Here is a 22,546-nt window from a genome sequence, read left to right as displayed (position 1 = left end):
AATGAAAAGCAACGATCAATTAACTAAAGCAACAAAAGTTCTTGCTCCAATTATTCGCAATGCCGTCAATCAAGTATCTGGCGATGTAGACCGCATTGCCAAGGAGCATGATGTGGACGCTAACACAGTATTAATCAATGCGCTCGGTGCTGTTCTACTGGGTGGCATCTCAAATGCTGATGCCAACGCAATGATACTGCAATCGAATAACACAAGTTGGCTAGCAGTAGGTCCTATTAATGGTGCGAAGCAAGGCGGCATCGTTGAAAAAGGGACGCAATCTATCATGGAAGGCATTATTAGGCTTATCGGTATCAGTGAAGAGTTTGAGTGCGATTGCCCGACCTGCCAAGCAAAGCGAACGCCAGTAGATGACAGTAAAAATGACTGGCACACAAATGACATGTCCAAAAAAGGAAAAGACAAAGTAGTACATTAATTAAATTTTTTAACTCAAGCTCTGCAAACCTCGGCGAAAAACTAAACACTGAATATATAATGCCTTTGCATATTGTTGCAGGGGCTTTTTTATATGAATCGAAATCAGCAATACGGTCTTATCCATAAAGGCATGAAGACAAAACTTACCGTTGAACTTGGCGAGTTCTCGGATGATGAGTACCGCCGCGTTCTCATCAACATGACAGGCAAAGCCAGTTGTAAAGAAATGAACCACCAAGAGCTTGAGTCAGTGATACAGCATTTGCGTCAGTTTGGTTACTTAAGCTCTTACGCTCGACCTGTTACCACCACAAACCCAAGCAGACCAACCGACACACAATGGCGAAAACTAGCAGCGCTATGTTATGCCAAAGGTTGGCAAGCTGGATTGAAAGACCCTGCATTAAAGGCATTTGTGAAGCGCACTGCTGGCGTCTCGAATGTGCGCTTCTTAACAAGAAAAACCATCAGTGACGTGATCACTGGCTTGGAAAAGTGGAGTTGAACTGATGAGCGTGTCACCCGTAGAGCTGTTACGAGCTGGCGTTGAAATCGTCCCAATCTCTGATATGGACGATATCGAGAGAACGCTATTAGAGATGTGGCCTGATAAGCGAATACCTGCGCATGAGTTTCAAGCCATGCTCGATCCACTTGATATCAGTATTTTGAAGTATCACGTTGGATGTGAGCGCACCTTTTACGGCATTCGAGAAATCGCAGAGTTGATTTGGAAGTTGAGTAATTATGAGCAAAGTCGAGAGTTCTAACATCAAGATAAAATCTTGCCTTAACGTCATGGCAGGTCATGAGGTCACTAGAAGACGACGCATTAAGGATGAGCGGGTCTTCGCTTTTAAGTTGGCGAAGTGGTACACCTTCGCTATTGGTCAAGATGAACCGAAAACCAATGACCAGTTAACCCTCTTTTAAAAACGATTGAAGCCGCCTTGAATGGCGGCTTCTTGCTATCTATGCGGTGGGTTTTGGTTTGGGGTTGCTACTTTTAAACGAGGCTCCATAGAAGAAGCTGATGATGCCAGCAATGATAGTGCCGAGTAGGAAACCAAGGATGGTATCAGCAAAGCGAACCGCTTCTTGTGGTATATCGATAAAGGTGATCGCAAACAGATACGCCGTAGCAATGATGGCCCAGTAAAACGAGAAGTAATACAGGAATCGTTTTACAAATCGGTCTTCATCTTGGAGTGTCTCAGCTTGCAGTTTCCGGGCATCTTTTCGATCCCCAAATGCAAGCTTGGTAAGCTCCAGCTCATGCTCCATCAACTTGGCTTCCACTTTGGTTGCCATTTCTGGGTTTTGTAATGCCTGAATGGTTTGCTCTAGCGTGGATGTCCCTGTGACCGCTTGAGTGACCTTCACAATCTTATCGGCAATCTCGTTGCCATTGCTGCCCCCAAACCAAGCGCTGATGGTGTCACCAATGCCAAGTGCATTAGCGATACCGAGTGCGGCGGTAATCAAACTCATAGACGCACAATCTCCAACTCGTACTCATCATCGATGAGTGTTTCAAGTAAGACGTTCATTGCGATCTTGCTATTCGCTACACCCCATTTAGCACTATGCAGCGCCGTTCCTGGTGCAATGCAGCCTTCAAGCTGATGCGGGAAGTTGGCAACGTGCATTAAGCAGTGAGTGCGAACGCTTGGACCGTACACAGTTACGCCCAAGGTAGGCGCTTCTAATGCAAAGCACTCACCAAATCGTGGCGATTCATGGCGCTTTAAGTTGTATGCACCCGCAGGCACACAGCTAATGCTTGGGTTGTTGTTATTCCACTCTCGTTCAACGGTGTAGCAAAGGCGTTCACCATTCATAAAGAGTTCACCATAAGTGCCGTTTGGTAGCCCTTTAGTGATGAGTGTGAGTTTTTTCATGACGTTCTCCAGTGGATGAAAGAGATTGCCAAGTGGCGACCAGTACGCCGAAGAACATTACTTGCATCGTGGGAGGCGTTTCTGTCAAACCGTAAAAGCCAGCAGCAATCAGAAGGCACAACAGCGCCTTCCAGTTACGACGGATTGTGGCGCTTAGACGCGCCGCAATATAGGTGATTGTCATCATTTGCCTCTCAAGAATCTGACCACTTCGCTGATGGTTTTCATTGGGTTCTTCGCTAGTTGCTCCATCAATAGGTTCCAGCCTTGCAATATGTACCTTGCGGAATACCCTGCAATGCCCGCTAAAACCAATCGCAGCGTACTATCCATTTCGATACTCTCAAGCCCGATGTAAACCAGTGCCAGCACAAAGGTTGACATCACCACGCCCGCCAAGATTGAGCGAAGCGTCATGGTGTCGGTACTGGCTGCTTGAGAAAGTGCCCCAATTAACGCCATCGCTGATAGCCCTAACATAATGTCCAGCTCGACCAGCCAGTCCGTTACTTTCATGCCTTACTCCACTTGTTCATCCACAATGTCATAGGTGATATCGGTGATAGTGATCACCGGATATTGATGCTGTGCAATTGCGTGAAACTCAAGCGGCGTTGTGGCTAGATAAACCGCTTGCATGACTTGTGCTTCTGAGGTCAGTGCTTCAGGTACGATGTCACGTCCAAGCTGTTTTTTCCAAGTATCAGTCAGCGCATTCAATCTTGCTCTGACTGCTTCCACGGTACTGGTCGCCATTGACTGCATATTAGAATAAATAAGTAGATGCACTGTGGTGCTCGCACGATAGGGCTCTGCGGCTTTCGCACTAACGATATCCCCAATTGGACGGCGCTTGATGTCGTTACAGCTTTCTTCAACCGCATCAAGAATACTTGGGCCTGGCACTTCGTCACTCTTAAGTCGAATGTAGATATCGATGTAGTTAGGCTTAGGACTCAGTACCTTGGCTTTAGCAATGCTGGTGTGAGCGCTGCGAGCAAAGTATTCGTAAGCATCATAAGGGCCTGCACTTGAAAAAGCAGACGGTGCTAAGTAGATGCGCTCTGCGTAGCTTTCATCAGACTCTTCATTACTGCCCCCTGCGGAGATGGTGATATTGACTACGCTGACAATGCCTGGCGTAGGTTTGGAGATTTGTGCAATATCCCCCGCCATAAAGCCGTTTGCTGACGGTCCGGTATTCTGCGCATAAAGCGGGATGACTTTTTGCGTTTCACCACGACTAATAAGAAACGCCACGTTAGTATGAAAGAGAGTCTTGCCGTCTTTTGCCAGCATCGCAAACCCTTGGGGGATTTCAAAACCACTGTGGCTATCGGTGAAAGTAAATTGAAACTCAGCGCTTGATTGTGTTGGTTTTAAGCGCTCACAATCGACCAACGCCCCCATGTTGTCCAACTTGGCTCCCTTGGCGAACGGCAGCAAGTTTTGTTTCCCTTCAAAGTTGATCTCATCAACCAGCATTTCACGCTCATAAGCAAGCTGCTCAAGTTGGAAGGTTTCTGGATCATTGGTGCTTGGGTAATGTCCTGTTGCCGCTTGGTAGTTATTACGCATTCTGGCTAAGGTAGCTTGGTAATCGGATCCAATCAGCTTAGGTTCAGGCAATTGCCCTAATGGTGTTTTCATTGTGTTTTTCCTATCTGCGCGCTGCATGTCCAGCCAGAATCACTCACTGTGGTGGTTTGACGGAGCACTTTCCAAGTGGAGTGCAGTTTGCCAATGTCAGTAAATTGAATGGTTTGCCCTGAAGTCAAAGGCGTTGCGGTCAGGGTTAGGCTTCCCGTTGCATTGCCTTTGCTGCTTTGCTCCATCAACATGGAGGTCGCGTAAGTTACCGCCTCATCATGGTTAGAAGCGGGCGCATCGTAATAGCGAAGTATTTGAGAGTCCGGCGCATCTTCATCACCAGCGGTATAACTCACCAGTGACTTTTGCTCTTGATCGTAATAATCGATTTTGACCGCCGTGTATTTACCGCGCACCACATCAGGCAAATCCAGTTTTTGAATTTGGTTTCGGTCTCGAATGGAAAGTGTGAGTTTTTCGATGTCATTGGGTACGCCCATGTATAAGCAACCGCTTTTGATGTTGATTGGCAGTCCATATAAAACACCTAATCGACGCAGCATACTCATTGAGGACTCCGCTTGCTGCTCAACACGATTCAAAGTGACATCAGGGCCCGTTAATACCGCTTTCATTCCTGCTTCATTGGCGACGATATTAAGCAGAGCTGACAGCTTAATATTGTCAAAGGCGCGGGACTGCTGTTTGTCCAGGTCAGTTCGTTGCAATTTGGCGGCATTGGCTTTGATGATCACTTCATCCGGTGAAAAGCGAAACTTGATGTCATCAATTTCAAATGCGCCCCACATCCATACCGAATCTAAGAATGCAATGCCTGGCTTTAAGATGTCACCTTTGCTTGGATACCAAGCATCAAGAAAGCGTCCATCAAGGTTGTTGAGTGTGAGAGTAAGGTTATCTGGCTTCTCGCTCTCGTTTGTGCTCAAGCTGTCGGTATAAGAGATATGTTTGACGAACGCGGACAAGCTCTTTGATACGTTACGCCCAGACCACTCAAGATAGATTTCTGGTTTGATCATTGTTGCCATGGAGCCAACCCTATGATGTTTGGTTCACTCTCTTTCGCGTCCAGTTCAGGTATTACCACCTTAGCACCACCAGGCAGTGCGAAGCTGTACTGTCTCACCAATGCTCGGTTGTGAGCGCGTAGATGTTTGACCAAGGCATGATTACTCTTGTTATAAGCTCGAAGGCAAATGGTGTCCCACCGCTCACCATCGATGGCAATTAACTCACGCATTAGCGAACCTCAACCAGCGTCAGTTGATAAGTGGACGCAATGACAATGCCTTCTGGTGTAGTTTCATCGTAAGTACAGCTCATGCTTTTGTATTTGAAGTTACCTAACACGTCATGACCAATCACGATTGGCTCAGCGATACTGCTGTTAGATTGCGCCAGTAGAATGGCTTGCATTGCCGCTAAATCACAAAACTGGTTGTGCAGTGTGATACTGATTGAAATGCTGCGCTCACTCTCACCCATGAATTGGTGCTGTGGGTAGCCATTCAATACGTTTTGCGCTGGCACTTTCCAAGCTCGGTTGTCTCGAAAGCTCGACGGACTGGTCAGGGTTTTAAAACCGCATTTACCCCATGCGCCCCAATGTCCGCTCTTCATCACTTGTTGAATGCTCAATGGTGATCTCCTCTTTAGTGTCGTCGTTTACCAAGGTAATGTGTTTAAGTCGTGGGTTTGGGAAGTATCGATGCACGGTCAAAACGAGCGTAGCGGTCCACTTATCTTCATAAGCCATCATTTCATCCGCTATTTCGTCCTGGTCATTGAATTGGGACATATTGGCGTAACCGTCACCAACGCGAGCTGCGCCATAAAGCAGCCCGTCACCCACGACTTTTAATTCCCAATCAGGATGTGCTTTTTTGATGGGGTCGCGTTCTCGGATGTCTTCAGCAACATCTTCAATATCAATCGCTCGATGCGTTAGCATTTCCGTAATGAGTAAAGATTCCGACAAGCTTGTTCTTGTGAGCGCTTCGTTGACATTGCCGCCACTGATGCGATACGAAATCACAAGGTCCATTTCACAAGCGTATGGCTGATAAATGACATCCACTGCCTGTCTTGCGATGGGTGTTAACCGGACATTGGTTGCCATGATGCGGATATGACGACGGGCAGTGGCGTTCGATGGCTCCATGATGGTGGTCATTGACAGCCTTGACGTCAGCATGTCTCGCAGTTTGTCTAATACAATCATCTTGCCGTTCCTAATGCTTCTTGCGTGATGGTCTTGATCATTTCTTCTTGCTCTCGATGCAGCAGCATGAACTCGCGCTTTGGTACCTTAATGCCTGAGCTTCGATAAAACAGAACGTAAAACACCCCTTTCGCGTTAGGGCTATAAGTGCCGTCTTTGCGCTTTCGTGCATTACGGTTGGTTTTCGTCTTTATGCGAAGCCCAAACGGCTTCGCACCAACAGGGGCGCGGCCCATGACGGCTTTGGGTCTAAAAAAGATTTTCCACCCTTGGTTTTCAAGCCAGGTTAATGTCTTTTTCACGCCCCATGCTTCAGAGCGTCGCTTGACTTGTTTGGTGGTTGGGATAGCCAACTTTCTTGAACGCTTAGGCTTGATGATGCCACCATCATTAATCAGTGGTGCATGAGGTTTATTGGTCCCCACAAATACCATGCCGCCTTTTGCGTAATAGCTAATGGATGCGCGGGTATCACCTGTGTCTTTCAACGGTTGGCTACCGCCGTTCTTTAGCTGTTTTGTGAGCGACGCATTCGGTACAAAAGGACCATTCATATTTTGCTGCACCATAGAGACTGCCAATGGACCTATCTTGTCCGGCAGTTTATCTATGTGCCTTTGCCGCTTTTCCAGTTCAGCAAGAAATCCAAAACCTGCCATCACTCATCCTCTTTCTCGTCATGGCGACTAGAGTACGAAATGTCACACGGCAAGATGCTCGTGTGATCCCGCTGAAGCTATCTTGAACGTACATTGAAAGCCTTGAAAACCAATACATTAGAAAGGAAATAGCGTGGGAAGACGCAGTAAAGCGGAAACGATGGGTATCGTTGAACGCATCATTGATTTATACACGCGAGACAAATTGAACTCTGAAAAGATAGCTAAGGTGCTAAAAGAGGAAGGGATCAAGTTAAGTGCTCGTGCCATTCGCCGAACGATTAAGACCAACGAAGAAGCAGCGGTAGCACTTCGTAAGGCTCAGGACGAAAGTAAGATTTTGCTTGATAGCATCAAAGATACCGCAGGTACAGACCTTGTGGATGCGGCTAACCAATTGCTTGCTCGCAAGCTTGTTGACTACATCAAAGACTTGGATGATTTGGATTTCGACGATCCAAAAGACCTGTTCTCTGCATTAAGTAGTGTCACTGGCGGTACGGTTGGCGTAGGTCGTTTGAAGATGGAGTTTACTCGCGGCGTGAAAGCAGCCAAGCAAGACCTGAAAAAAGAACTCACTCGTTTGCTCTCTGAAGAAGATCCAGAATTGCTGTTTCGTTTGATTGAAGCGGTTGAGTCTATCGATGTGGAATACAAGCGAGGTCGTGGTGTTTGATAAAGCGGAGCTGCTGCGCCTGAAAGAGCAAACTCAGCTCCGTATGCTCATTCAAGCCAAAGCAGCAGGTAAAGACGAGCGCTTAGGTAAAGCAAGAACAGACTTCGCGTATTTCTGTGAAACCTACATGCCTCAAGCGTTTCCAGTCCCTTTTGCTGATTACCAACTGGCATTAACCCGTTTAGTCTCTGCAAGGCAGCTTAGCTTTGCCGATGCCGAGTTGTTTCGCTCAGTGACCTCACCAGAAGATCATGACTTTATTCAGATGCCTGAAGGCGAGCTTGAAGGCGTTCTTGATATTGAACCTCGTGACCATGGTAAAACCACGCGCAATACACAGGCTCTGCCTCTATGGCTTGCGCTGAACTATCCTGGTTCGTTTATTGTTATTTGTGCGGCGAGCTCTGACTCAGCTAAGGATATGATGGATGGCATCAAAACGATGCTTGAAGAAGATGAGCAAATCATCGCAGATTATGGCGTTCAAAAGCTCAAGGGAAACACTTGGGCGAAACGTAAAATCCAACTTGCCAACGGCTCGGCGATCCAATGTGTGGGCGCAGGTCAATCTCTACGTGGTGTAAAGAACGAGTTTCAACGTCCAACACACATCATCTGTGATGACCTGTTAAAAGACGATGAAGTGGAGTCGGTAAAGCGTAGACGCGCACTCTACAACTGGTTTAAGCGCGTTATCTTAAACTTAGGTAAAGGCGCACTGACTATCATTGCCAACACCATCATGCATCCAGACGATTTGCCAAGCCGTTTGCTTAAAGAAATCTCTGAAGGCGTCATGTCAAACTGGATTGGTTTGCGCTTTGGAGCCATCACGCCAAGTGGTGAACCACTGTGGCCTCATCGCTGGCCTTTGCCGTTACTGCTCGATAAGAAGAAAAAGCTTGGCTCTCACATCTGGGCGACAGAATACGAGAACAAGCCAATGTCAGCCGATGAGAAGGTGTTCAACATGAGCACGGTGAAAACCTATCATCCAGGCGATGTTGATCTTCGAGACTGTGAAATTGGTATGGCGGTTGACCCAGCTACGGGCGCAGATGGTGGCGATGACTCTGCCATTGCGGTGGTAGCAAAGCATAAACATACCAATGTGCTTTATGTTCTCTTTGCCGATGGTTGGGTTGAATCAGACTTGGCGTTTGCTCGGCGCATTGTTGACATCTATCTTCGCTACAAACCGAGCTTTGTTGTGATTGAGGAAGTCGCGTTTCAAAAAATCTACCGCCGTGAAATCCAACGTGAAGCGCTTCGTCTTGGCGTCGTTCTTCCAAGTGAAGGCTTTAGAGGTGGGAATAAGTTCATCCGTATTAAGAGCTTGCAAGCGCTGTTTGAGACAGAAACGCTGCTCATTCTTGAAACCATGACAAGGCTCAAAGACCAGCTCGACATGTACCCTCGCGGTAAAGATGACATTCCCGATGCGATTGAAATGTGTATTCAAAGACTCATCACGGTGTTTGTTGGTGGCTCGGCAGCGCCTAAGCGTGTACCAAGACCGAAGAACCCAATATCTCAAATCGCTTCTCGGCTTGGCTCTGGTATTAGAAGGATGGCGCGATAATGCAATGGGTAGCAGAGATAAGAAAACGGATTGATCGCCTCTACGAACGTCTTACTCGCATCATCAGTGTGGGCGAAGTGATTGATGTTGATGCTCATTCACACCGCGTTAAAGTCTCATTAAAAGGGTTAGATGGTGTGCCTACCGTGTGGCTGCCTGTTCTGGTATCAAGAGCCAAAGGAGCATCTGTCGTGCATAACCTTGACGTGGGTGAGCAAGTGGTGTGTTTGTTTCCACCCATTGGGGATATGGCTAAGGGGTATGTGATGGGCTCTTCATACAACCAAGAAGACCGCCCCTTTGTGACGGATGCCAAAGTGCTAGGCATTCGTCTTTCAGATGGCACCACCATGACCTACGACGAAAACAAAAAGACGCTGCTGATTGAAATCGCGGAAGGTGGTCCGGTGATGACCATGACCAAGGACGGAACTAAACTGAAATCCAAGCTTGATATTGAAGGCGCAGTATCTATCAGTGAAACACTGACAGTGAAGAAGGACATTTCAACCGATGCGAACATTAAAGCGAAGAAAGAAGTGATGGACAAAGTGGGCTCCATGACTCAAATCCGAACCATCTACAACGGACACAATCACGTTGCACCAAAAGGACCAACGACAACCCCAAATCAGCCTATGGGCTAAAACGCTCTAGAATCGACTCTAAGCGGTTTTTTAATAAAATGGCGCAATGGTACGGAAAATTTTTTTGAATCAGTCTTAATGGGGTCTTAATGCCCTCTTAATGCTATCACTAAATCTATTTTCTATCGGATCCATCATTGCGCCATCCACTTTCTATTTTTACGGTATTTTGAGCAATTTATGTACGCAATTCGACTTAATGGTGAAGGTCGCTGTGAAAGTCTCTATGAAGATATTTTGCAGTCACTAAAAATTCTTATCCTCACTCCAAAGGGAACTCGCATTTTTGATCCTGAGTATGGCTGTGATGCGATGAGCTACACTGACCGACCTCAATGGGAAATGTCCACGTTGATGGTGGAAATTACCAAACAGGTAGCGAAATACGAAAAGCGCGTCACCTTAGCGCAAATCTACGCCACGCCATCAGAGATGGAAGGCGGACAGTTTTCTATTAAAGCCACGTTTACTATCAATGAAACGGGTGAACAGATAAGAGAGGCGTCTTTATTATGAATATTGATGTTTACAAAGCATTAGGAAGTAAGCCTATCCAAATGAAGTGTCCTGGCCTAGATGAAGCCAAAGCCGCACAAACTCAGGTGAATACAGTCATACAAAAGCTACAAGCATTGGGCCTTGATGAGATGCAAGAAATTGACATGGAGGTTATCAATGTACTTGAAGACAAACTGAGCCTTGTTAATACCTCAGTTGATAACACCATGGGACACATGCAAAACCTGTCTGATAACGCAATGTGGTTTGCGAGTAAATCAAATCTGGTCAGCACTCTTGATACCATGGCGGGCTTTCCCGTTGCGCCTTGTGTGAATACCAGCGCGTTGTTTGGTCCAATCAATGGTGTTGCTGCGGAGATCTTTTCTAAGGTCGATACGCTGGCTCAGACCATAAGCATAAAAATAGAGAGTTACTTATCAGGGGCGCTGGACGCTATCGAGCTGGAGCTGTACCTCTCTGGTGTGGGTGAGCTCATCGATGATACGACGGCGAAGTTCGATAAAATGGTTGCCGATGGCAAAGCCTTAATTGATGAGTTTGAGCAAAAGGTGATGAACTCATCCATTGCCAGTGCGATTGATGCACTATGGAGCAATCCTTGTACCCAATCCATTCTTGATGCCACCCTTCCAGATGATATCAAGCAACATTTACCTTCCTAGGTTCGCTCGTGTGATCCGTTGATTTAAGTATTTTCTTTAATCTACTCCCTACTAACTGATAGGGAGTACCTCTCATGAAACACGGTGTCGATACCGTAGAAGTAGTCACAGGACCAACCCCTGTACTCGATGTGTCGAGTGCTATTGTCGGGGCGTTTGGTACAGCGACCATTGCCGCGCCAGGTAGCATTGTAAAAACGCTCTCATACGACGAAGCCAAAGAACTGCTTGGTGCTGGCTCTTTGCTTGATGCGCTAAGACGTGTTTACCAATACTCAGAACGCGCCACGGTGATTTCTTACGTCACGATGGCAGCGCCTTCTGAAGCTAAAGCAGCTGCTCAAGCTCAAGACAAAAAAGAGCCTGTAAAAAAAACAGCAGAAGCACTTCCTGATGTTGCGGTGCTTGATGCATCAAGTGAAGAAGAGAACGTCAAGCTGCAAGAAGAAGTACGCCTAGAGCGCATGAAAGCAGCCGACCCTGAACTTGCGGCATTTATTAACGCATTACCTTTGATCCGTAAAACGCAAGCCATCCTTGGTTTTATGCCAAAGATTTTCATTGCGCCAGGACTTATTGATAAAGAGGGTGCTGCCTCTCAAGCGATTGCAGCGATACGTAAGACTCGTGGTATGTGGATCACCGAGCCGCCAGCTGCCTCAACGAAAGAGCAAGCCAAAGCCTACGCCAATGGCATTAGTGACTATCGCGCAGCGTGTTATTACCCGCGCTTAAAAGTCCTGCAAGAAGATGGCTCATCGGCGCTTGACTGGGCAGCACCTTCTTATGCAGGGTTGATGGTTCAGATGGACAAGAACATGACTGGTGAGCTAATTGAAACTGGCTACTGGTGCAGTCCCTCAAACTTGAAACTGGTGGATGCCGTCGCGTCAGAGTTTGATTACGAGTATCTGCCGAACGATTCAGATTGCGATGTGATTGAGCTTAATGCCGCGGGCATTGTTACCACCATCAACTTCAATGGTCTTCGTGCCTTTGGCAACCGCAATACTGCTTATCCGTCTAAATCGGACGTGATGACCTTTACGGCATGGCGACGCACGATGGATGTGATTGAAGAAGCGATTGAGAAGTTTGCAATGCAATACCTTGATCGCCCGATGTTCACCAGTCCAGACGATTTAGCCAACACCTTGATTGGTCGCGTCGCTGAAAGCGTCAATGACTACTTGCGCGGCAAGATTGGGGAATCGCTGGTTTATGGTGAGTGCTTCATCAAACAGGAGCACAACCCACTGAGCAACTTGATGCAAGGTAAGGTGAAGTTCCATTACAAAGCCACGCCAGCAATGGTCATGGAAGCGATTGAGTTTGAAGCCGAGATTTATTCAAAAGGCTTGGAAGATGCGCTTTCTCAACTATTAGGGAGTAACTCGTGAGTAACGCTAGCGTCATTATTACAAACCAAGCGATTTACATTAATGAATCGCAATACATCGGTCGTGCAAAAGGCATGAGCGTTGAAGTAACCCGTAAAACTAAATCCGTAGGTGGATTGGGTGGTGTTGGTGGTATCGATGTGCCGACAGGTAAGTTTGAACCTATTAAAGCCAGCGTACCTTTTGAAAGCCTAGCGCCAGCAGACCTGCGCCGCCTTAACGAAAATGGCGGTTATGTGAAGCTTCGTTGTACAGGCATGGTTCGCGTTCTCGATACCCATACGGGGCTTCGCAAAGATGGCTCAATGACGGTGCGCATTCACGGTTATTTGCTCAATCCTCCAGTTCCTGCATTCAGTGACGAAGCGCAAGACTACACAGGCAACGTGTCCGTGCAGTTCTTGGAAGTCTCAGACAGCAGCGGTCAAGTCTTCATGGTCGACTTTGCCAAAGGTCTAAGTTACCCAGAGTTAGGAGCGTAACCATGGCTCGAATGCGCAAAATGTCCATTGTGACGACAGGCGTTCAAAAGACAGGTGATGTCGTCACAAAAGAAATGCTTGATAGCGCGGTGGCAAACTTCAACAAAGACGCAAGACCGCCAACTATCGCAGGACATATTGATGAATGGAGTGATCAAATCCCTGCTTATGGTCGAGTGGATAACCCCTACGTTCAAGAAAGCCAAGAGTTTCCAGGTGAGTGGGAGCTCATTATTGAGGTGCACTACACCCCATGCTTAGAAAGCATGGAAGACAGTGGCGAGTTTGAAGGCTTTAGTATCAGCCTTCATCCCTGTGAAGGACGCGAAGGTTGGTATATCCATCATCTTGCAATCTTAGGTTGTCTGCCTCCCGCAGCAAACACCAAAACACTTGAAGTGGTGGAGCTTAGCGCTTTACCAGAAGGCAAAAAGGCTGTGCAACTGTCAGCCGTTATTATCGAAGAGAGCATCTTAGATATGAAAAAAGAAGAACTAGAAACCATGGTGAAAGAGCTCACCACATCGGCAGTAAAAGAAGCCGTAACGGAAGCTTTAGCATCATCCAATAGTAACCCTAGCGATGCTACAAACACGAACCCAGCGGCAACCGTCGTGGATTCGGAAGAAACCAAAGCACTGAAAGAGCAGCTTGCTCAGGTTCAAGAAACGACAAAAGCAACGCGCATCGATGAAGTGAAAGCACTGGCTCAAACCAAAGAGATGTCTGAAGCAGAGCTGAAGCCAATCCTCGATACGCTAGAAGCGACGGATGCGGTGAACCTGTGTGATAACTCAGCGACGGGTATCTTCGCCAGTATGAAGCGCATTGTGGAAGCAAAGCCTGCGAAATCGCACTTGCCATCACAAACCTTGTTTACAGGTTTGCCTCAAGCACCTGTCAACCTATCGGCAGGTCAGCAGCCTAAAGACGTTGACCTGATGAGTGTCGCTGAAGATTCAGGATTCTAATTATGAAGTGTTCACAAAAAGTAGAAGTCAATCTTACCTCGGTTGTCACTGCAAACAACCTCAACCAAACGCGCCATATCGCAGTAAAAGCAGGGGTGACAGGCATCAAGCGTGGTCAGGTGGTCATCATCAAAACCACAGGCATTGAACCTTGGGATGGGACAGCCTCAGGTAAACTGGCTATCGCAACTCAAGCGCAGCTTGAAAGCCACACCGCAATCCCTTGTTTGGTGACGGGTGGTTACATGGCAAGCCAAGTGCTTGTAGGTGATGTGCCAGTCAATGCCGCACAAAAGCTGGCACTAATGAGCTCTATCTTGTTTGAGGGTCAATAAAATGGATAAACAAACCCTTTGTAAAGCGCATCAAGCGAAGTTCAACGAATGTTATTTAGGACTTCAAAACACACTTGGCGGCAATCCTCTTACGCTTTTGCGTGATGACAATAGCCCAGAACTGATTTACCGCGCAGGCACTTACCTTGAACAGATGCTTGCTATTGCTTCGCTGTGCCATGACAAAGGCGCAAAAGAAGATGGTTCAGTGCCAAACGGTCCTGGTGTAACCGATGACGGTATCGCTCAAACTGAGCCGCCAGCACTGGACAAGAACGCCAACAAGCCGAAGGCATCGAAAGACAAAAAAGCGTCTGAACCAAAGGCTGAAGACGAGCAAAACGATAACGGCTCAGACGAGCAGTAATGTAATACCGGCTTTCATGCTTGTTGTGTGAAAGCCCCTTTTTAGAAAAGAGAATATCCATGGATTTATTAGCCCTAATCAACAACTTGATGACCCCTGAGTTTATTTCAGAGCTGCTGGTCAAGTTTAAAAAGAACCACAACAAGAAGTACCCTATCCGCGATCTAGTTTTCGGCAAAGGTGTTCAGCATCCTTTCTCCAGTATTACGATGGCAGATTTGCAACGTGAGTTATCGAACGTGCCTATCGTTCGCCGTGGTACAGAAGCCTACGCACTCGATAAAGGCACAGGCAATGTTATTTCCATCGATCCAAGTGGTATTGATGTTTCTGACTTCGTTTCGGCTGCGGACATCAACGATTTGGCGGTGATATTCCAGCAACACGGTGAAAAGGCGATCAAGACTTATCTTGAGAATCGCATCAACGACATGTTGATTGTGGTGCAAAAAACCATTGAAGCACTTTCTGCTCAATCGCTCACTGGTTACATTGCCTACCCAATGAAAACGGATGCAGGTACAGAACTGTATGATATTGAATATGGCGAACCTATTTTGCACACATTGGAGACAAAGTTAACGCCAACATCTACAGTCTCAGATTTGTACATGCTTCTTGAAGATATGCATACAAAAATGCAAGAAAAGCATCACGGTGATGAAGTGATGGTACTTGCTGGCTCTAAAGCGTTCTCTTTGGCTTTGACTATCGCATCAGCGAAAAACCAGTCTGTCGTTAAAGTCTCGATGCCAGAGCAAGGTGTTCTGATTGTGGGTGGTTACAAGATCCAGAAAGAAACAGGCAAGTACAAAGGCGTCAATAACGCCATGACCGATAAAGTGGCGTCAACGAAGTTCTGTATGATTGATACCAACGCGAACCACAAGTTGTACTACTTGGCACTGGACGATCTAAAAGCGGGTAACAAACCACTGCCGTTCTTTGCTACTCATAACATCAAAGACAACCCATCTGGTCTTGAAATCTTGGGTAAGTCGAAGCCAGTACCAGCACCTATCGTGAATGCGATTTGTTGGTGTGAAGTTGTGGCAGCAGCATAAGGATTGCACAATGACCCTTGATGATTTCAAGCGGTTAGTGACTCCAGAGGGCGTGAAGAACGCCCTCGAACCCCAGCTCTATACGTCACTAACTGGTGACTCTGTAATAAGCACCAGACCAATGCCTAAAAATAGCCTGGTACATTACGATGAGTTTGATGATGACTACGAGACATTCAGTGACAGTCGAACGATTCCCGTCCCTGTAACGACAGCTTGTAATAATGCCGCCATGTGGGGTTACGTGACCTTGATGCAAGCTGAGGCTCTATGTAAGCCATACAGTGAAGACCAGCAAGCGGTCATTGGAATGGCTTTGGTCAATCGTGCGATTTATGAATTGGGACGCATCAGCCAGTTCGATGTCAGTTTTCACTCTAATAAAAAAGATGCACAAGCCATGCTTGATGCCGTGTTAGGTCGAGTGCCTGCCACTGACGGTCAATCGTCTTCTTACTTTGTCGGTGCGAGTATCACTAAAGATGAAAAATCCAAATCTCAGAATCTCAACCCTTTCTACCGCTTTACCCAGCACAACCTCTAACTACCTGACCCAATACTATCCTGTACCGTCACAGCTTGGCGGCAGTGTCCACCATTCCTATGATGCCTATTGGGGCGCAATTGAAGCCATGTTGCTTGATGATGAAGTCTCTGGTGACTTAGAGCTTCGCAAAACTGTCGCACTCAGTATGCCTTGGGTGTGGTCTGGTAGTGATGCTGCCATCGATAACGCCAAAAAGCTGCTTTCAAGCATCGACTTTGATGGTCTTTTGATGGCAGGTTTAAAGCATCTTGAATACGGTTTTAACCCCGTTGAGCTGGAATGGTTTCAAGATGCAGATAAGGTCTATCCTGTCGGTTTTAGCCATCGTGCGCCGCGCCAGTTCCGCATCGGTCAGCAAGGTGAGCTTATCTTTATGCATGGTGACTTCGAATCCATGACCGTGCAACCAGGTCAAGTGATGGTGTTTCTTCGTAATGCCTCGAAAGAAAAGCCCTATGGTGAAAGCTTATTGGAATCCGTCTGGCCGACGTGGCAGGTGAAATGGAACCACATTGCCAACCTCGATCGCCTTGGTGAGAAGTACGCTGTCCCTTCAGTGGTTGCGCTTGCAGAAAACGGTGCGACCCAAGAAAGCTTAAATACGATTTCGTACAACCTTGCCGAACTGGAAGGAGGTGCTGGTGTTGCCCTTGGCGGTGTAAAGAGTCTCCAGGAACTTACTATCTCAGGTAAAGCAACCGAACTGGTTGATGTTATTAAGTTTTACGATAACAAGATTTGTAAGCGCATTACAGGGCAAACCCTATCCACAGGCAATCAAGACTATGGCTCTCGCGCCCTTGGGGAAGTGTTCGAACGTGCCACGCTTCGCATTACTGCCAGTGATTTGAAAGTGGTGATCAACACCATCAACCTAACGCTCATTCGTTGGCTTCGTTTACTGAACCCTGGTTTAGAGGTGGCATCGATGCGGTTTGATGACGCAGCGTTTAAGGCGATGGTGGAAGGTGCCAAGCCAAGCTCAAACAAAGATCCATTATCTCTTTCTGACTCACCAAGAGAGGAGTTAATGCTATGTCTTTAAAAACACTCATCGCTAAAGAAAAGCGCAACCTCACCAAAATGAAAGGGCTGGAAGATTCAGCCCTTTTGTTTACCGCGAGCAAACTGTCACAGCTTGTTAAAGCTAAGCTCACCAAAAGTTCAGGCTTATCTTTGTCTAACACCAAAACCTTTGCTGAAGTTTTTACCTCAAGCATGGTCCTCGCCTGGTTGTATGGTCAGAAGCATATGATTGATGCACTTGACCAATCCATCAACCTAGCCAGCGATGATGTCATGGTGGAGTTCTCAGAAGCGATTGATCATCTTAAGAGTCAGGTGCCTCTTGATAGCAATACTTACCAAGAGCTAGAAGCCAACCTAAAACTTAGAGCCTTTACCATTGCGTCTGTGGTAGGTGAAGAAAGCTTACAACGGGTGAAGCGTTACTACACAGATGCGTTAGCACTAGGACAGAGTAAGTCGGAGGTAATGCAAAACATCGATGGACTCTTAGAGCGAGCTGGCATTGCTGAGAGCAACCCTTACTATTTAGAGCTTCACTATCGCAACAATATGATGGGTGCTTACAACATGGGGCGTTGGACTCAAGTAGAGCACAATGAACTGGTTGAGTACCTGATGTATTCATCCGTTCTTGATGATGGCACAACCAAGCTCTGCAAACACCTACACGAAACGGTTAAGCCCAAAAACGATCCCTTTTGGAAGCAATACTACCCACCAAACCACCATAAATGCCGCGCTATTGTCATGGCGATAGCGAAAGCCATGTATGACAGTTTGCCTGATAGTGTAAAAGCACAGTCAAAGAAAATCACACCAGACAGCCTGGACAAAGACGATACCTTTAAAAAGGAGCATCAGTTCAAAGGCAGTCCAACCAACAATATGGAGCGTATCCCTAAAGGGCTGATGAATGAGGCTAAGAAGTTCGACTTAGAAAAGGACATCATTGAACAAACGTTCAAACAGAATAAAAGCCTCATTCAAAGTACGTTCACCGCACTTAATACAAAAACGCTCACAGAAACGCAAACTAAGAAGGTTCTAGAAAAAAATAGCCGGCTTAAAAATCAGAGTGAGAAAGTCGCGGACCTCTCACTTGTGAGTGAGGCTTACTATGGATTTCATCACCTTAGCAATGGTGATGCTGTTGCCGCGCTGTATCTTGTGTTCTGGATTGAAAAGGATTTAGCGGTAGTCACTCGAACGAAAGCGTTTGGCGCTACGGTACAGTCAGTGGTATCGATGACAAAAGCAGAAGTGTTAGATCTCATTAAGGGGAAAGAACGCGTGTAGTTTATAAAATGGCATTCTCTTTCTCGTGAGGGTCATCACGTATGCAGTGCATTTACAATAAGCAAGGTTGCACCTAATGTGATGCTGATTCCAATAGCACTAACAAGCAAGGTAATCACTCAACGATTTTGTTATTGATTAATAATATTAATCGTAAAGAAAAGGAGTTGTTATGATTAACAAGTTGTTCGTTGCTTTATTTGGTTTGTGCTTGTCATCTTTTGCATTCGCTCAAGAAGTAACATTATCTTGGGGTGGTATCATCCCTCCGCCAACAACATCTGTGGCACAACCTATACAGCTTAAGAAAAATGAATCATTAGAAGTTGACATGCAAACCATTGCCAGTAAGAGCTCTCAATTAACGATTGAAAAAACGCTTCATGAAAGAACACAAACAGAAATCTTAGTGCTTTCAACCAATCTCTAGCGCAAAAAAAGCCCCGCAGAACCGATGAGAACGCGGGGCAAAAGGTATAACAACTATATACTTACAATAGAGACCAACCACTCATTCGGATGGTTAGCAATCATCAGACACAAAAAAGCCCTGAAAGTTCAGGGCTTTTTTAGTTTATTTGGGCTAAATTGTTACTGGCGTTTTTGGGAATAGCCAATTTGCGACAATATAAGATAGCCCCAAAACGTTAGCTGTCGTGGAACCAATCAGGGTTACAACAATCCCTTCACTCAAGTTTAAGAAATTACCTCGCTTGAGGTAATTGCAACCTTCAGGTATCGCTTTCAATTTTTGATGCCAATCTTGCAGCTCATACGAACCACAAGCACCGGATAAATAGTAAATTTCATAACTACCTAAAAATACCAGTCCAAAAACACAAACTAACCATATGGTTATCAAAATGAAAATTGCGACGGCAGCACCTTTACGCAAGTTATTCATCGAACGAAAATGGCGAATTTTCTCACGAAACTCCGTCTCTTGTTCTTTACCTGCTTTAATAACTTCTTGTAACTTAGTGTCTTCAACCTGTTGATATAGCTCGGTTTCACCCGTAGAACAACCCACGCTATCTGGGCTAGGGATAGCTTGACCAATTATATCAAATTGATTCATTGCGATTGTGCTCTTTCACGAGCAAGCTTTTTGTAGTGGTCATTGATGATGTTGTTATCCACAACGACACCGCGCATTCCATTATAAGTCAAATCCCATGGTGTACCTTGTTGGTGAGTGATGTTTGACAGTTGACCACCAGAGAATTTCTTATACGCATTCCATACGCTATGAATCAATTGCTTAGTCCTGTCGTCAGTTTCAGCAATCTCAGGCACATCATGATCAATTTCTAACGTATCTTTGTTAAGCTTAATATCGGTTGCTTTTTTAGTTATATTTCCGTTCCCATAAACTTTAAACTCATGATACAGCTCTTTTATTACGGGACCGTATTTCCAAGCTTGAATTTGCTCTCGAATTAAAGGTTCGTCCAACAAGCCCAATGACCAACCATGAGCGATATAGACAAGCTTTTGCATCTTCATCGGGCAGATGAATTGACCATCCGCAACTCCCAAATCATAAAACGCATTCGCGATTGCTTTAGCTGAATATGTACTCATACGCAAAATCCAAATCGGTAAAACTATAAAAACAGGTAAAACTATACAAATATGGTAATTCACTACTTCCGTTAAATGAAGAAATAAATTGCGAAAAAGGACACTTTTTAATGAAAAAAAAGATCTGCTATTGAAATCCTACATTGACGTGCGTTTTTTATCCAGGAATGGACATTTGATAAGCAATAAGGAGTGATACACTCCTTATTCAAAGATTAATTTGAAATGACTATGCTAGTGCGTTATCGACGGTTTCTTGAAACTGAGCCATAAGCTCTGGAGTGATATTTCTAAACGCTGTAATGAGTTGCTGCTGAAAGTCTTCAGGAACATTAGCTCCACTCTCGATCGTAATGGGTGAGCTAATTGTAAGCTGGATAGGTGCATTGGTACTTATCTGTGTGTTTGACACAGAATTGTCCATCTCTTGCACTTGCTCGGTAACCGTTTCGATTTCCTTGATTGTATCGGGAGCGAAGAAGTCCATTATCTCTTCAATGGCTTGTTCACCGAAGATGCTACCTATGATACCGCCAGCTACGCCCCCAACACCAATCCCAATCGGACCGCCTAAAGTGCCTGCTATTGCCCCAAGTTTTGCCCCTGCAACGCCTCCACTTAACGACCCTGAGAGTTTTCCCGCCTCTTTGTAGTCGCCGTCATACACCGATTTTGCTAACGGTGCCGCACCTGCAATCAAAGCCAACGGTTTAAACACCTTGCCTAGGTTCTGAAAGCTCAACTTGTCTGTGATGCCCGAAAGCATCCCTTTCAATTTGTTACTTCCAACGTTGTCTTCAGCACCATCAATTAACGTTTTAAGTTTACTTGGATTGGATGGAGCACTCTTTGGTTGCACATCGATGTCTGGGACATCTGGAATGTTAGGCTTACGGGTCTTTGGTGGGAACTCTACATCGCTCTGGCCTTTGCCTGTCACGAAGCCCTTCATCTTATCCTTGATTCCCTTGCCACGTCTTAACGCGCTGTAAGCACCATATGCAGACGTTGCCGCTGCACCAGCAGTAAGCGCCCCCGCAACTAATACATTATCATTCGCCGCTTCTCGAAGGTTTGAAATACCATCCGAGACACTGTCAAACATGCTTCCCATGCCGTTTTCTATATCGGTCCATACCGTAGATATTGCGCGACCTAATGCAAGGATTTCAGAAGTAAGCCGCTGCGTTGGCGATATCACTACTTCCATTGCATCAGCAAGTGTACCTTCGTAATCACCAAGAACGGCAAGAGGATCGTTTGACGCTTCAGCTATCGCTTTGATACCTCGCGCACCAATATCTTCCGCTAAAATGGTTCCGCCGACTCCTTCCGCAAGGTTTCGGGCGGCACCTTTGTCAGTATCTTGGAAAGCGGCTAACTGCATCATCATGTTGGCATACGCACTTCCTGTACCTTCACCTGTTTTCATTGCATTACGCATTTCAAACAGAGCACTCTTAAAAGCGGCGGCTTGCTCTGGATCTTTTATCAGAGTATCAACGCTTCCGGCTTTGGTTCCATCGCCAACCAGCTTTTTAAACTCGTCAGGGTCGGACAATCGCGCATTCAAGGTTTCTTTAAGTTGATCACCAATCTTGTCGTAGTTCCACACGCCAGATTGCCTACCAGCTACCAATTGAGCAACGACAGTTTTAGCGTCCAATCCTTTATCTGCAAACGTGGATGAATACTCTGATAGCGTATCAAGCAGATCGCCTTTGTCATCGCCTGTTTTACGAGCTGTTACGGCAATTAAGTCAGACGCTTCACGAGCTGATATATCGAATGATTTCATCATCCGTGTTTGAGCAGCAATAATATCTTGTGGTTGCCAGTTCAAATCGGCAAAGGCCGTGCTTAACTGCGATGCCGTTCTTGTTAGTTCAAGCGCCGTTTTGTCGTCGTATCCAGATTTGGAAGCTTGAATGCGAGTTTGCAGTATCTCTTGATAAGGTCGAGCAGTTTCAGTCTCGATGTCAGCCAGCTCATTACGCCAGCTCTGGATCGTTTCTAAAGACATATCGGTTGATGCAGCAGCTTGGCGTTCGATACGGTTTGTGTTCATGCCACTTTGAACACCCGCAACCACCGTTGTGCCGCCTACACCATATCCTGCCAATGATTCAGCGCTCATCATCTCCACGTTACCCATCGACTGAATTTGTCGCGCTGTCTGACCGAGCTCATTTTGAAGTTTGTTTTGTGATGCGGCTAAATCGTTTGTATCAATACCTGCTTTCTTAAGTGCTCTTGATTGTCTGGATAGCTCATTGGTCATCTTTTGAAGCTTTGCTGAGGCTTCTTCGCTTGGTGAACCCATTGCTTGCAGCTCAGCCTTGTAGTTCTTCATTTCAGCCTGAGCTTTCTTATACGCTTCAACATCCTTGACCTTAGTTTGCAGCTTGTTGTGCTCAGTCGTGAGCTTCTTGTACTCAATCTGAATTTCTTTTGCACCTTTTGTGAATTGGTTTTGGATCCCTACAACCAGACCTAGAGCGTAATTATTTTTCATCTTTCATCATCTCCAACGCAAAAAGCAACGAAGC

The 22,546-nt window shown here is 46.1% G+C and carries 31 protein-coding genes; 18 read left to right on the top strand and 13 right to left on the bottom strand.

The genetic code is table 11. The annotated features are described in order from the left end of the window. Position 1: 1 nt before the first annotated feature. The 3 genes from OQJ86_RS01105 to OQJ86_RS01095 all read left to right on the top strand — a co-directional run bounded on the left by OQJ86_RS01105 (position 2) and on the right by OQJ86_RS01095 (position 1,211). On the top strand, positions 2-439 hold the full coding sequence (locus tag OQJ86_RS01105; RefSeq protein ID WP_265985289.1) for a hypothetical protein: 438 nt from the start codon (positions 2-4) through the stop codon (positions 437-439). Positions 440-532: 93 nt separating this feature from the next. Continuing rightward, on the top strand, positions 533-946 hold the full coding sequence (locus OQJ86_RS01100; protein WP_265985288.1) for a regulatory protein GemA: 414 nt from the start codon (positions 533-535) through the stop codon (positions 944-946). Positions 947-950: 4 nt separating this feature from the next. Then, positions 951-1,211: a hypothetical protein gene (locus OQJ86_RS01095; protein WP_265985286.1), complete on the top strand. Its 261-nt coding sequence runs from the start codon at positions 951-953 to the stop codon at positions 1,209-1,211. Between the two features lie 202 nt (positions 1,212-1,413). Here OQJ86_RS01095 and OQJ86_RS01090 read toward each other — a convergent pair whose 3' ends face one another. The 10 genes from OQJ86_RS01090 to OQJ86_RS01045 are packed head-to-tail and all read right to left on the bottom strand — an operon-like array spanning position 1,414 to position 6,833. Beyond that, positions 1,414-1,932, bottom strand: a complete 519-nt coding sequence (locus tag OQJ86_RS01090) for a hypothetical protein (protein ID WP_265985284.1) — start codon at positions 1,930-1,932, stop codon at positions 1,414-1,416. Continuing rightward, positions 1,929-2,342, bottom strand: coding sequence for a DUF5675 family protein (locus OQJ86_RS01085; RefSeq protein ID WP_265985282.1), 414 nt, complete (start codon positions 2,340-2,342; stop codon positions 1,929-1,931). The genes OQJ86_RS01090 and OQJ86_RS01085 overlap by 4 nt, the downstream gene beginning before the upstream one ends. Then, positions 2,317-2,526 (bottom strand): hypothetical protein, encoded by a 210-nt coding sequence (locus tag OQJ86_RS01080; protein WP_265985280.1) that lies wholly within the window; start codon positions 2,524-2,526, stop codon positions 2,317-2,319. The genes OQJ86_RS01085 and OQJ86_RS01080 overlap by 26 nt, the downstream gene beginning before the upstream one ends. Beyond that, positions 2,526-2,858, bottom strand: a complete 333-nt coding sequence (locus tag OQJ86_RS01075) for a hypothetical protein (RefSeq protein WP_265985278.1) — start codon at positions 2,856-2,858, stop codon at positions 2,526-2,528. Before OQJ86_RS01075 ends, OQJ86_RS01080 begins: the two co-directional genes overlap by 1 nt. 3 nt (positions 2,859-2,861) lie before the next feature. Further along, a complete protein-coding gene (locus OQJ86_RS01070) occupies positions 2,862-3,992 on the bottom strand; it encodes a baseplate J/gp47 family protein (RefSeq protein ID WP_265985276.1) in 1,131 nt (376 codons plus the stop codon). Continuing rightward, a complete protein-coding gene (locus OQJ86_RS01065) occupies positions 3,989-4,981 on the bottom strand; it encodes a phage late control D family protein (protein ID WP_265985274.1) in 993 nt (330 codons plus the stop codon). Before OQJ86_RS01065 ends, OQJ86_RS01070 begins: the two co-directional genes overlap by 4 nt. After that, positions 4,969-5,193 carry a tail protein X gene (locus OQJ86_RS01060; RefSeq protein ID WP_265985272.1) on the bottom strand — a complete coding sequence of 75 codons (225 nt, stop codon included), beginning with the start codon at positions 5,191-5,193 and terminating at the stop codon, positions 4,969-4,971. Before OQJ86_RS01060 ends, OQJ86_RS01065 begins: the two co-directional genes overlap by 13 nt. Further along, the gene (locus OQJ86_RS01055; RefSeq protein ID WP_265985270.1) at positions 5,193-5,591 is read right to left on the bottom strand and encodes a phage tail protein; all 399 of its coding nucleotides are present in this window, start codon (positions 5,589-5,591) and stop codon (positions 5,193-5,195) included. The genes OQJ86_RS01060 and OQJ86_RS01055 overlap by 1 nt, the downstream gene beginning before the upstream one ends. Continuing rightward, positions 5,542-6,174 (bottom strand): hypothetical protein, encoded by a 633-nt coding sequence (locus tag OQJ86_RS01050; RefSeq protein WP_265985268.1) that lies wholly within the window; start codon positions 6,172-6,174, stop codon positions 5,542-5,544. Before OQJ86_RS01050 ends, OQJ86_RS01055 begins: the two co-directional genes overlap by 50 nt. Continuing rightward, positions 6,171-6,833: a hypothetical protein gene (locus OQJ86_RS01045; RefSeq protein ID WP_265985266.1), complete on the bottom strand. Its 663-nt coding sequence runs from the start codon at positions 6,831-6,833 to the stop codon at positions 6,171-6,173. The genes OQJ86_RS01050 and OQJ86_RS01045 overlap by 4 nt, the downstream gene beginning before the upstream one ends. A 133-nt stretch (positions 6,834-6,966) precedes the next feature. Between OQJ86_RS01045 and OQJ86_RS01040 the strand changes: the two genes are divergently transcribed. From OQJ86_RS01040 to OQJ86_RS00970, 15 genes are all read left to right on the top strand, one after another. Next, complete coding sequence (locus tag OQJ86_RS01040; RefSeq protein ID WP_265985264.1) at positions 6,967-7,509, top strand: DUF3486 family protein; 543 nt, start codon at positions 6,967-6,969, stop codon at positions 7,507-7,509. Continuing rightward, positions 7,478-9,091 carry a hypothetical protein gene (locus OQJ86_RS01035; protein WP_265985262.1) on the top strand — a complete coding sequence of 538 codons (1,614 nt, stop codon included), beginning with the start codon at positions 7,478-7,480 and terminating at the stop codon, positions 9,089-9,091. Before OQJ86_RS01040 ends, OQJ86_RS01035 begins: the two co-directional genes overlap by 32 nt. Then, the gene (locus OQJ86_RS01030; protein WP_265985260.1) at positions 9,091-9,738 is read left to right on the top strand and encodes a phage baseplate assembly protein V; all 648 of its coding nucleotides are present in this window, start codon (positions 9,091-9,093) and stop codon (positions 9,736-9,738) included. The genes OQJ86_RS01035 and OQJ86_RS01030 overlap by 1 nt, the downstream gene beginning before the upstream one ends. 180 nt (positions 9,739-9,918) lie before the next feature. Beyond that, a complete protein-coding gene (locus OQJ86_RS01025; RefSeq protein ID WP_265985258.1) occupies positions 9,919-10,254 on the top strand; it encodes a GPW/gp25 family protein in 336 nt (111 codons plus the stop codon). After that, positions 10,251-10,922 carry a hypothetical protein gene (locus OQJ86_RS01020; protein ID WP_265985256.1) on the top strand — a complete coding sequence of 224 codons (672 nt, stop codon included), beginning with the start codon at positions 10,251-10,253 and terminating at the stop codon, positions 10,920-10,922. The genes OQJ86_RS01025 and OQJ86_RS01020 overlap by 4 nt, the downstream gene beginning before the upstream one ends. Before the next feature lie 74 nt (positions 10,923-10,996). Then, positions 10,997-12,322, top strand: a complete 1,326-nt coding sequence (locus OQJ86_RS01015) for a phage tail sheath family protein (RefSeq protein WP_265985253.1) — start codon at positions 10,997-10,999, stop codon at positions 12,320-12,322. Continuing rightward, complete coding sequence (locus tag OQJ86_RS01010; RefSeq protein ID WP_265985251.1) at positions 12,319-12,804, top strand: phage major tail tube protein; 486 nt, start codon at positions 12,319-12,321, stop codon at positions 12,802-12,804. Before OQJ86_RS01015 ends, OQJ86_RS01010 begins: the two co-directional genes overlap by 4 nt. A gap of 2 nt (positions 12,805-12,806) precedes the next feature. Beyond that, positions 12,807-13,775 (top strand): hypothetical protein, encoded by a 969-nt coding sequence (locus tag OQJ86_RS01005; protein ID WP_265985250.1) that lies wholly within the window; start codon positions 12,807-12,809, stop codon positions 13,773-13,775. Between the two features lie 2 nt (positions 13,776-13,777). Continuing rightward, on the top strand, positions 13,778-14,110 hold the full coding sequence (locus OQJ86_RS01000) for a hypothetical protein (RefSeq protein ID WP_265985248.1): 333 nt from the start codon (positions 13,778-13,780) through the stop codon (positions 14,108-14,110). A gap of 1 nt (position 14,111) precedes the next feature. Beyond that, positions 14,112-14,477: a hypothetical protein gene (locus tag OQJ86_RS00995; protein WP_265985246.1), complete on the top strand. Its 366-nt coding sequence runs from the start codon at positions 14,112-14,114 to the stop codon at positions 14,475-14,477. A gap of 59 nt (positions 14,478-14,536) precedes the next feature. Next, entirely contained in the window at positions 14,537-15,541 is a 1,005-nt protein-coding gene (locus tag OQJ86_RS00990; protein WP_265985245.1) for a major capsid protein, read from the top strand. A gap of 10 nt (positions 15,542-15,551) precedes the next feature. Continuing rightward, positions 15,552-16,085 (top strand): hypothetical protein, encoded by a 534-nt coding sequence (locus OQJ86_RS00985; protein WP_265985243.1) that lies wholly within the window; start codon positions 15,552-15,554, stop codon positions 16,083-16,085. Next, positions 16,024-17,133, top strand: coding sequence for a phage portal protein family protein (locus tag OQJ86_RS00980; protein WP_265985241.1), 1,110 nt, complete (start codon positions 16,024-16,026; stop codon positions 17,131-17,133). Before OQJ86_RS00985 ends, OQJ86_RS00980 begins: the two co-directional genes overlap by 62 nt. Further along, on the top strand, positions 17,124-18,413 hold the full coding sequence (locus OQJ86_RS00975; protein ID WP_265985239.1) for a phage minor head protein: 1,290 nt from the start codon (positions 17,124-17,126) through the stop codon (positions 18,411-18,413). Before OQJ86_RS00980 ends, OQJ86_RS00975 begins: the two co-directional genes overlap by 10 nt. Before the next feature lie 172 nt (positions 18,414-18,585). Next, positions 18,586-18,843: a hypothetical protein gene (locus OQJ86_RS00970; RefSeq protein ID WP_265985237.1), complete on the top strand. Its 258-nt coding sequence runs from the start codon at positions 18,586-18,588 to the stop codon at positions 18,841-18,843. A gap of 153 nt (positions 18,844-18,996) precedes the next feature. On the opposite strand, the gene OQJ86_RS00965 is transcribed toward OQJ86_RS00970, so the two are convergent. The 3 genes from OQJ86_RS00965 to OQJ86_RS00955 form a co-directional block, all read right to left on the bottom strand. Continuing rightward, positions 18,997-19,491 (bottom strand): hypothetical protein, encoded by a 495-nt coding sequence (locus tag OQJ86_RS00965; RefSeq protein WP_265985235.1) that lies wholly within the window; start codon positions 19,489-19,491, stop codon positions 18,997-18,999. After that, positions 19,488-19,997, bottom strand: a complete 510-nt coding sequence (locus OQJ86_RS00960) for a Panacea domain-containing protein (protein WP_265985233.1) — start codon at positions 19,995-19,997, stop codon at positions 19,488-19,490. Before OQJ86_RS00960 ends, OQJ86_RS00965 begins: the two co-directional genes overlap by 4 nt. Before the next feature lie 229 nt (positions 19,998-20,226). Beyond that, positions 20,227-22,512, bottom strand: a complete 2,286-nt coding sequence (locus OQJ86_RS00955) for a phage tail tape measure protein (protein WP_265985232.1) — start codon at positions 22,510-22,512, stop codon at positions 20,227-20,229. Between the last annotated feature and the right edge of the window lie 34 nt (positions 22,513-22,546).

The organism is Vibrio sp. Sgm 5, assembly GCF_026241575.1.
GTDB lineage: Bacteria > Pseudomonadota > Gammaproteobacteria > Enterobacterales > Vibrionaceae > Vibrio > Vibrio jasicida.
Note: the sequence above shows the minus strand (reverse complement) of the source record. Positions and strands in the feature narration are given on the sequence as shown.

Bases quoted from the DNA above. Each gene is read 5' to 3' on its own strand.
- OQJ86_RS01105 (WP_265985289.1), top strand. From the start codon at position 2: ATGAAAAGCAACGATCAATTAACTAAAGCAACAAAAGTTCTTGCTCCA.
- OQJ86_RS01100 (WP_265985288.1), top strand. From the start codon at position 533: ATGAATCGAAATCAGCAATACGGTCTTATCCATAAAGGCATGAAGACA.
- OQJ86_RS01095 (WP_265985286.1), top strand. From the start codon at position 951: ATGAGCGTGTCACCCGTAGAGCTGTTACGAGCTGGCGTTGAAATCGTC.
- OQJ86_RS01090 (WP_265985284.1), bottom strand. From the start codon at position 1,932: ATGAGTTTGATTACCGCCGCACTCGGTATCGCTAATGCACTTGGCATT.
- OQJ86_RS01085 (WP_265985282.1), bottom strand. From the start codon at position 2,342: ATGAAAAAACTCACACTCATCACTAAAGGGCTACCAAACGGCACTTAT.
- OQJ86_RS01080 (WP_265985280.1), bottom strand. From the start codon at position 2,526: ATGACAATCACCTATATTGCGGCGCGTCTAAGCGCCACAATCCGTCGT.
- OQJ86_RS01075 (WP_265985278.1), bottom strand. From the start codon at position 2,858: ATGAAAGTAACGGACTGGCTGGTCGAGCTGGACATTATGTTAGGGCTA.
- OQJ86_RS01070 (WP_265985276.1), bottom strand. From the start codon at position 3,992: ATGAAAACACCATTAGGGCAATTGCCTGAACCTAAGCTGATTGGATCC.
- OQJ86_RS01065 (WP_265985274.1), bottom strand. From the start codon at position 4,981: ATGGCAACAATGATCAAACCAGAAATCTATCTTGAGTGGTCTGGGCGT.
- OQJ86_RS01060 (WP_265985272.1), bottom strand. From the start codon at position 5,193: ATGCGTGAGTTAATTGCCATCGATGGTGAGCGGTGGGACACCATTTGC.
- OQJ86_RS01050 (WP_265985268.1), bottom strand. From the start codon at position 6,174: ATGATTGTATTAGACAAACTGCGAGACATGCTGACGTCAAGGCTGTCA.
- OQJ86_RS01045 (WP_265985266.1), bottom strand. From the start codon at position 6,833: ATGGCAGGTTTTGGATTTCTTGCTGAACTGGAAAAGCGGCAAAGGCAC.
- OQJ86_RS01035 (WP_265985262.1), top strand. From the start codon at position 7,478: ATGTGGAATACAAGCGAGGTCGTGGTGTTTGATAAAGCGGAGCTGCTG.
- OQJ86_RS01030 (WP_265985260.1), top strand. From the start codon at position 9,091: ATGCAATGGGTAGCAGAGATAAGAAAACGGATTGATCGCCTCTACGAA.
- OQJ86_RS01025 (WP_265985258.1), top strand. From the start codon at position 9,919: ATGTACGCAATTCGACTTAATGGTGAAGGTCGCTGTGAAAGTCTCTAT.
- OQJ86_RS01020 (WP_265985256.1), top strand. From the start codon at position 10,251: ATGAATATTGATGTTTACAAAGCATTAGGAAGTAAGCCTATCCAAATG.
- OQJ86_RS01015 (WP_265985253.1), top strand. From the start codon at position 10,997: ATGAAACACGGTGTCGATACCGTAGAAGTAGTCACAGGACCAACCCCT.
- OQJ86_RS01005 (WP_265985250.1), top strand. From the start codon at position 12,807: ATGGCTCGAATGCGCAAAATGTCCATTGTGACGACAGGCGTTCAAAAG.
- OQJ86_RS01000 (WP_265985248.1), top strand. From the start codon at position 13,778: ATGAAGTGTTCACAAAAAGTAGAAGTCAATCTTACCTCGGTTGTCACT.
- OQJ86_RS00995 (WP_265985246.1), top strand. From the start codon at position 14,112: ATGGATAAACAAACCCTTTGTAAAGCGCATCAAGCGAAGTTCAACGAA.
- OQJ86_RS00990 (WP_265985245.1), top strand. From the start codon at position 14,537: ATGGATTTATTAGCCCTAATCAACAACTTGATGACCCCTGAGTTTATT.
- OQJ86_RS00985 (WP_265985243.1), top strand. From the start codon at position 15,552: ATGACCCTTGATGATTTCAAGCGGTTAGTGACTCCAGAGGGCGTGAAG.
- OQJ86_RS00980 (WP_265985241.1), top strand. From the start codon at position 16,024: ATGAAAAATCCAAATCTCAGAATCTCAACCCTTTCTACCGCTTTACCC.
- OQJ86_RS00975 (WP_265985239.1), top strand. From the start codon at position 17,124: ATGTCTTTAAAAACACTCATCGCTAAAGAAAAGCGCAACCTCACCAAA.
- OQJ86_RS00970 (WP_265985237.1), top strand. From the start codon at position 18,586: ATGATTAACAAGTTGTTCGTTGCTTTATTTGGTTTGTGCTTGTCATCT.
- OQJ86_RS00965 (WP_265985235.1), bottom strand. From the start codon at position 19,491: ATGAATCAATTTGATATAATTGGTCAAGCTATCCCTAGCCCAGATAGC.
- OQJ86_RS00960 (WP_265985233.1), bottom strand. From the start codon at position 19,997: ATGAGTACATATTCAGCTAAAGCAATCGCGAATGCGTTTTATGATTTG.
- OQJ86_RS00955 (WP_265985232.1), bottom strand. From the start codon at position 22,512: ATGAAAAATAATTACGCTCTAGGTCTGGTTGTAGGGATCCAAAACCAA.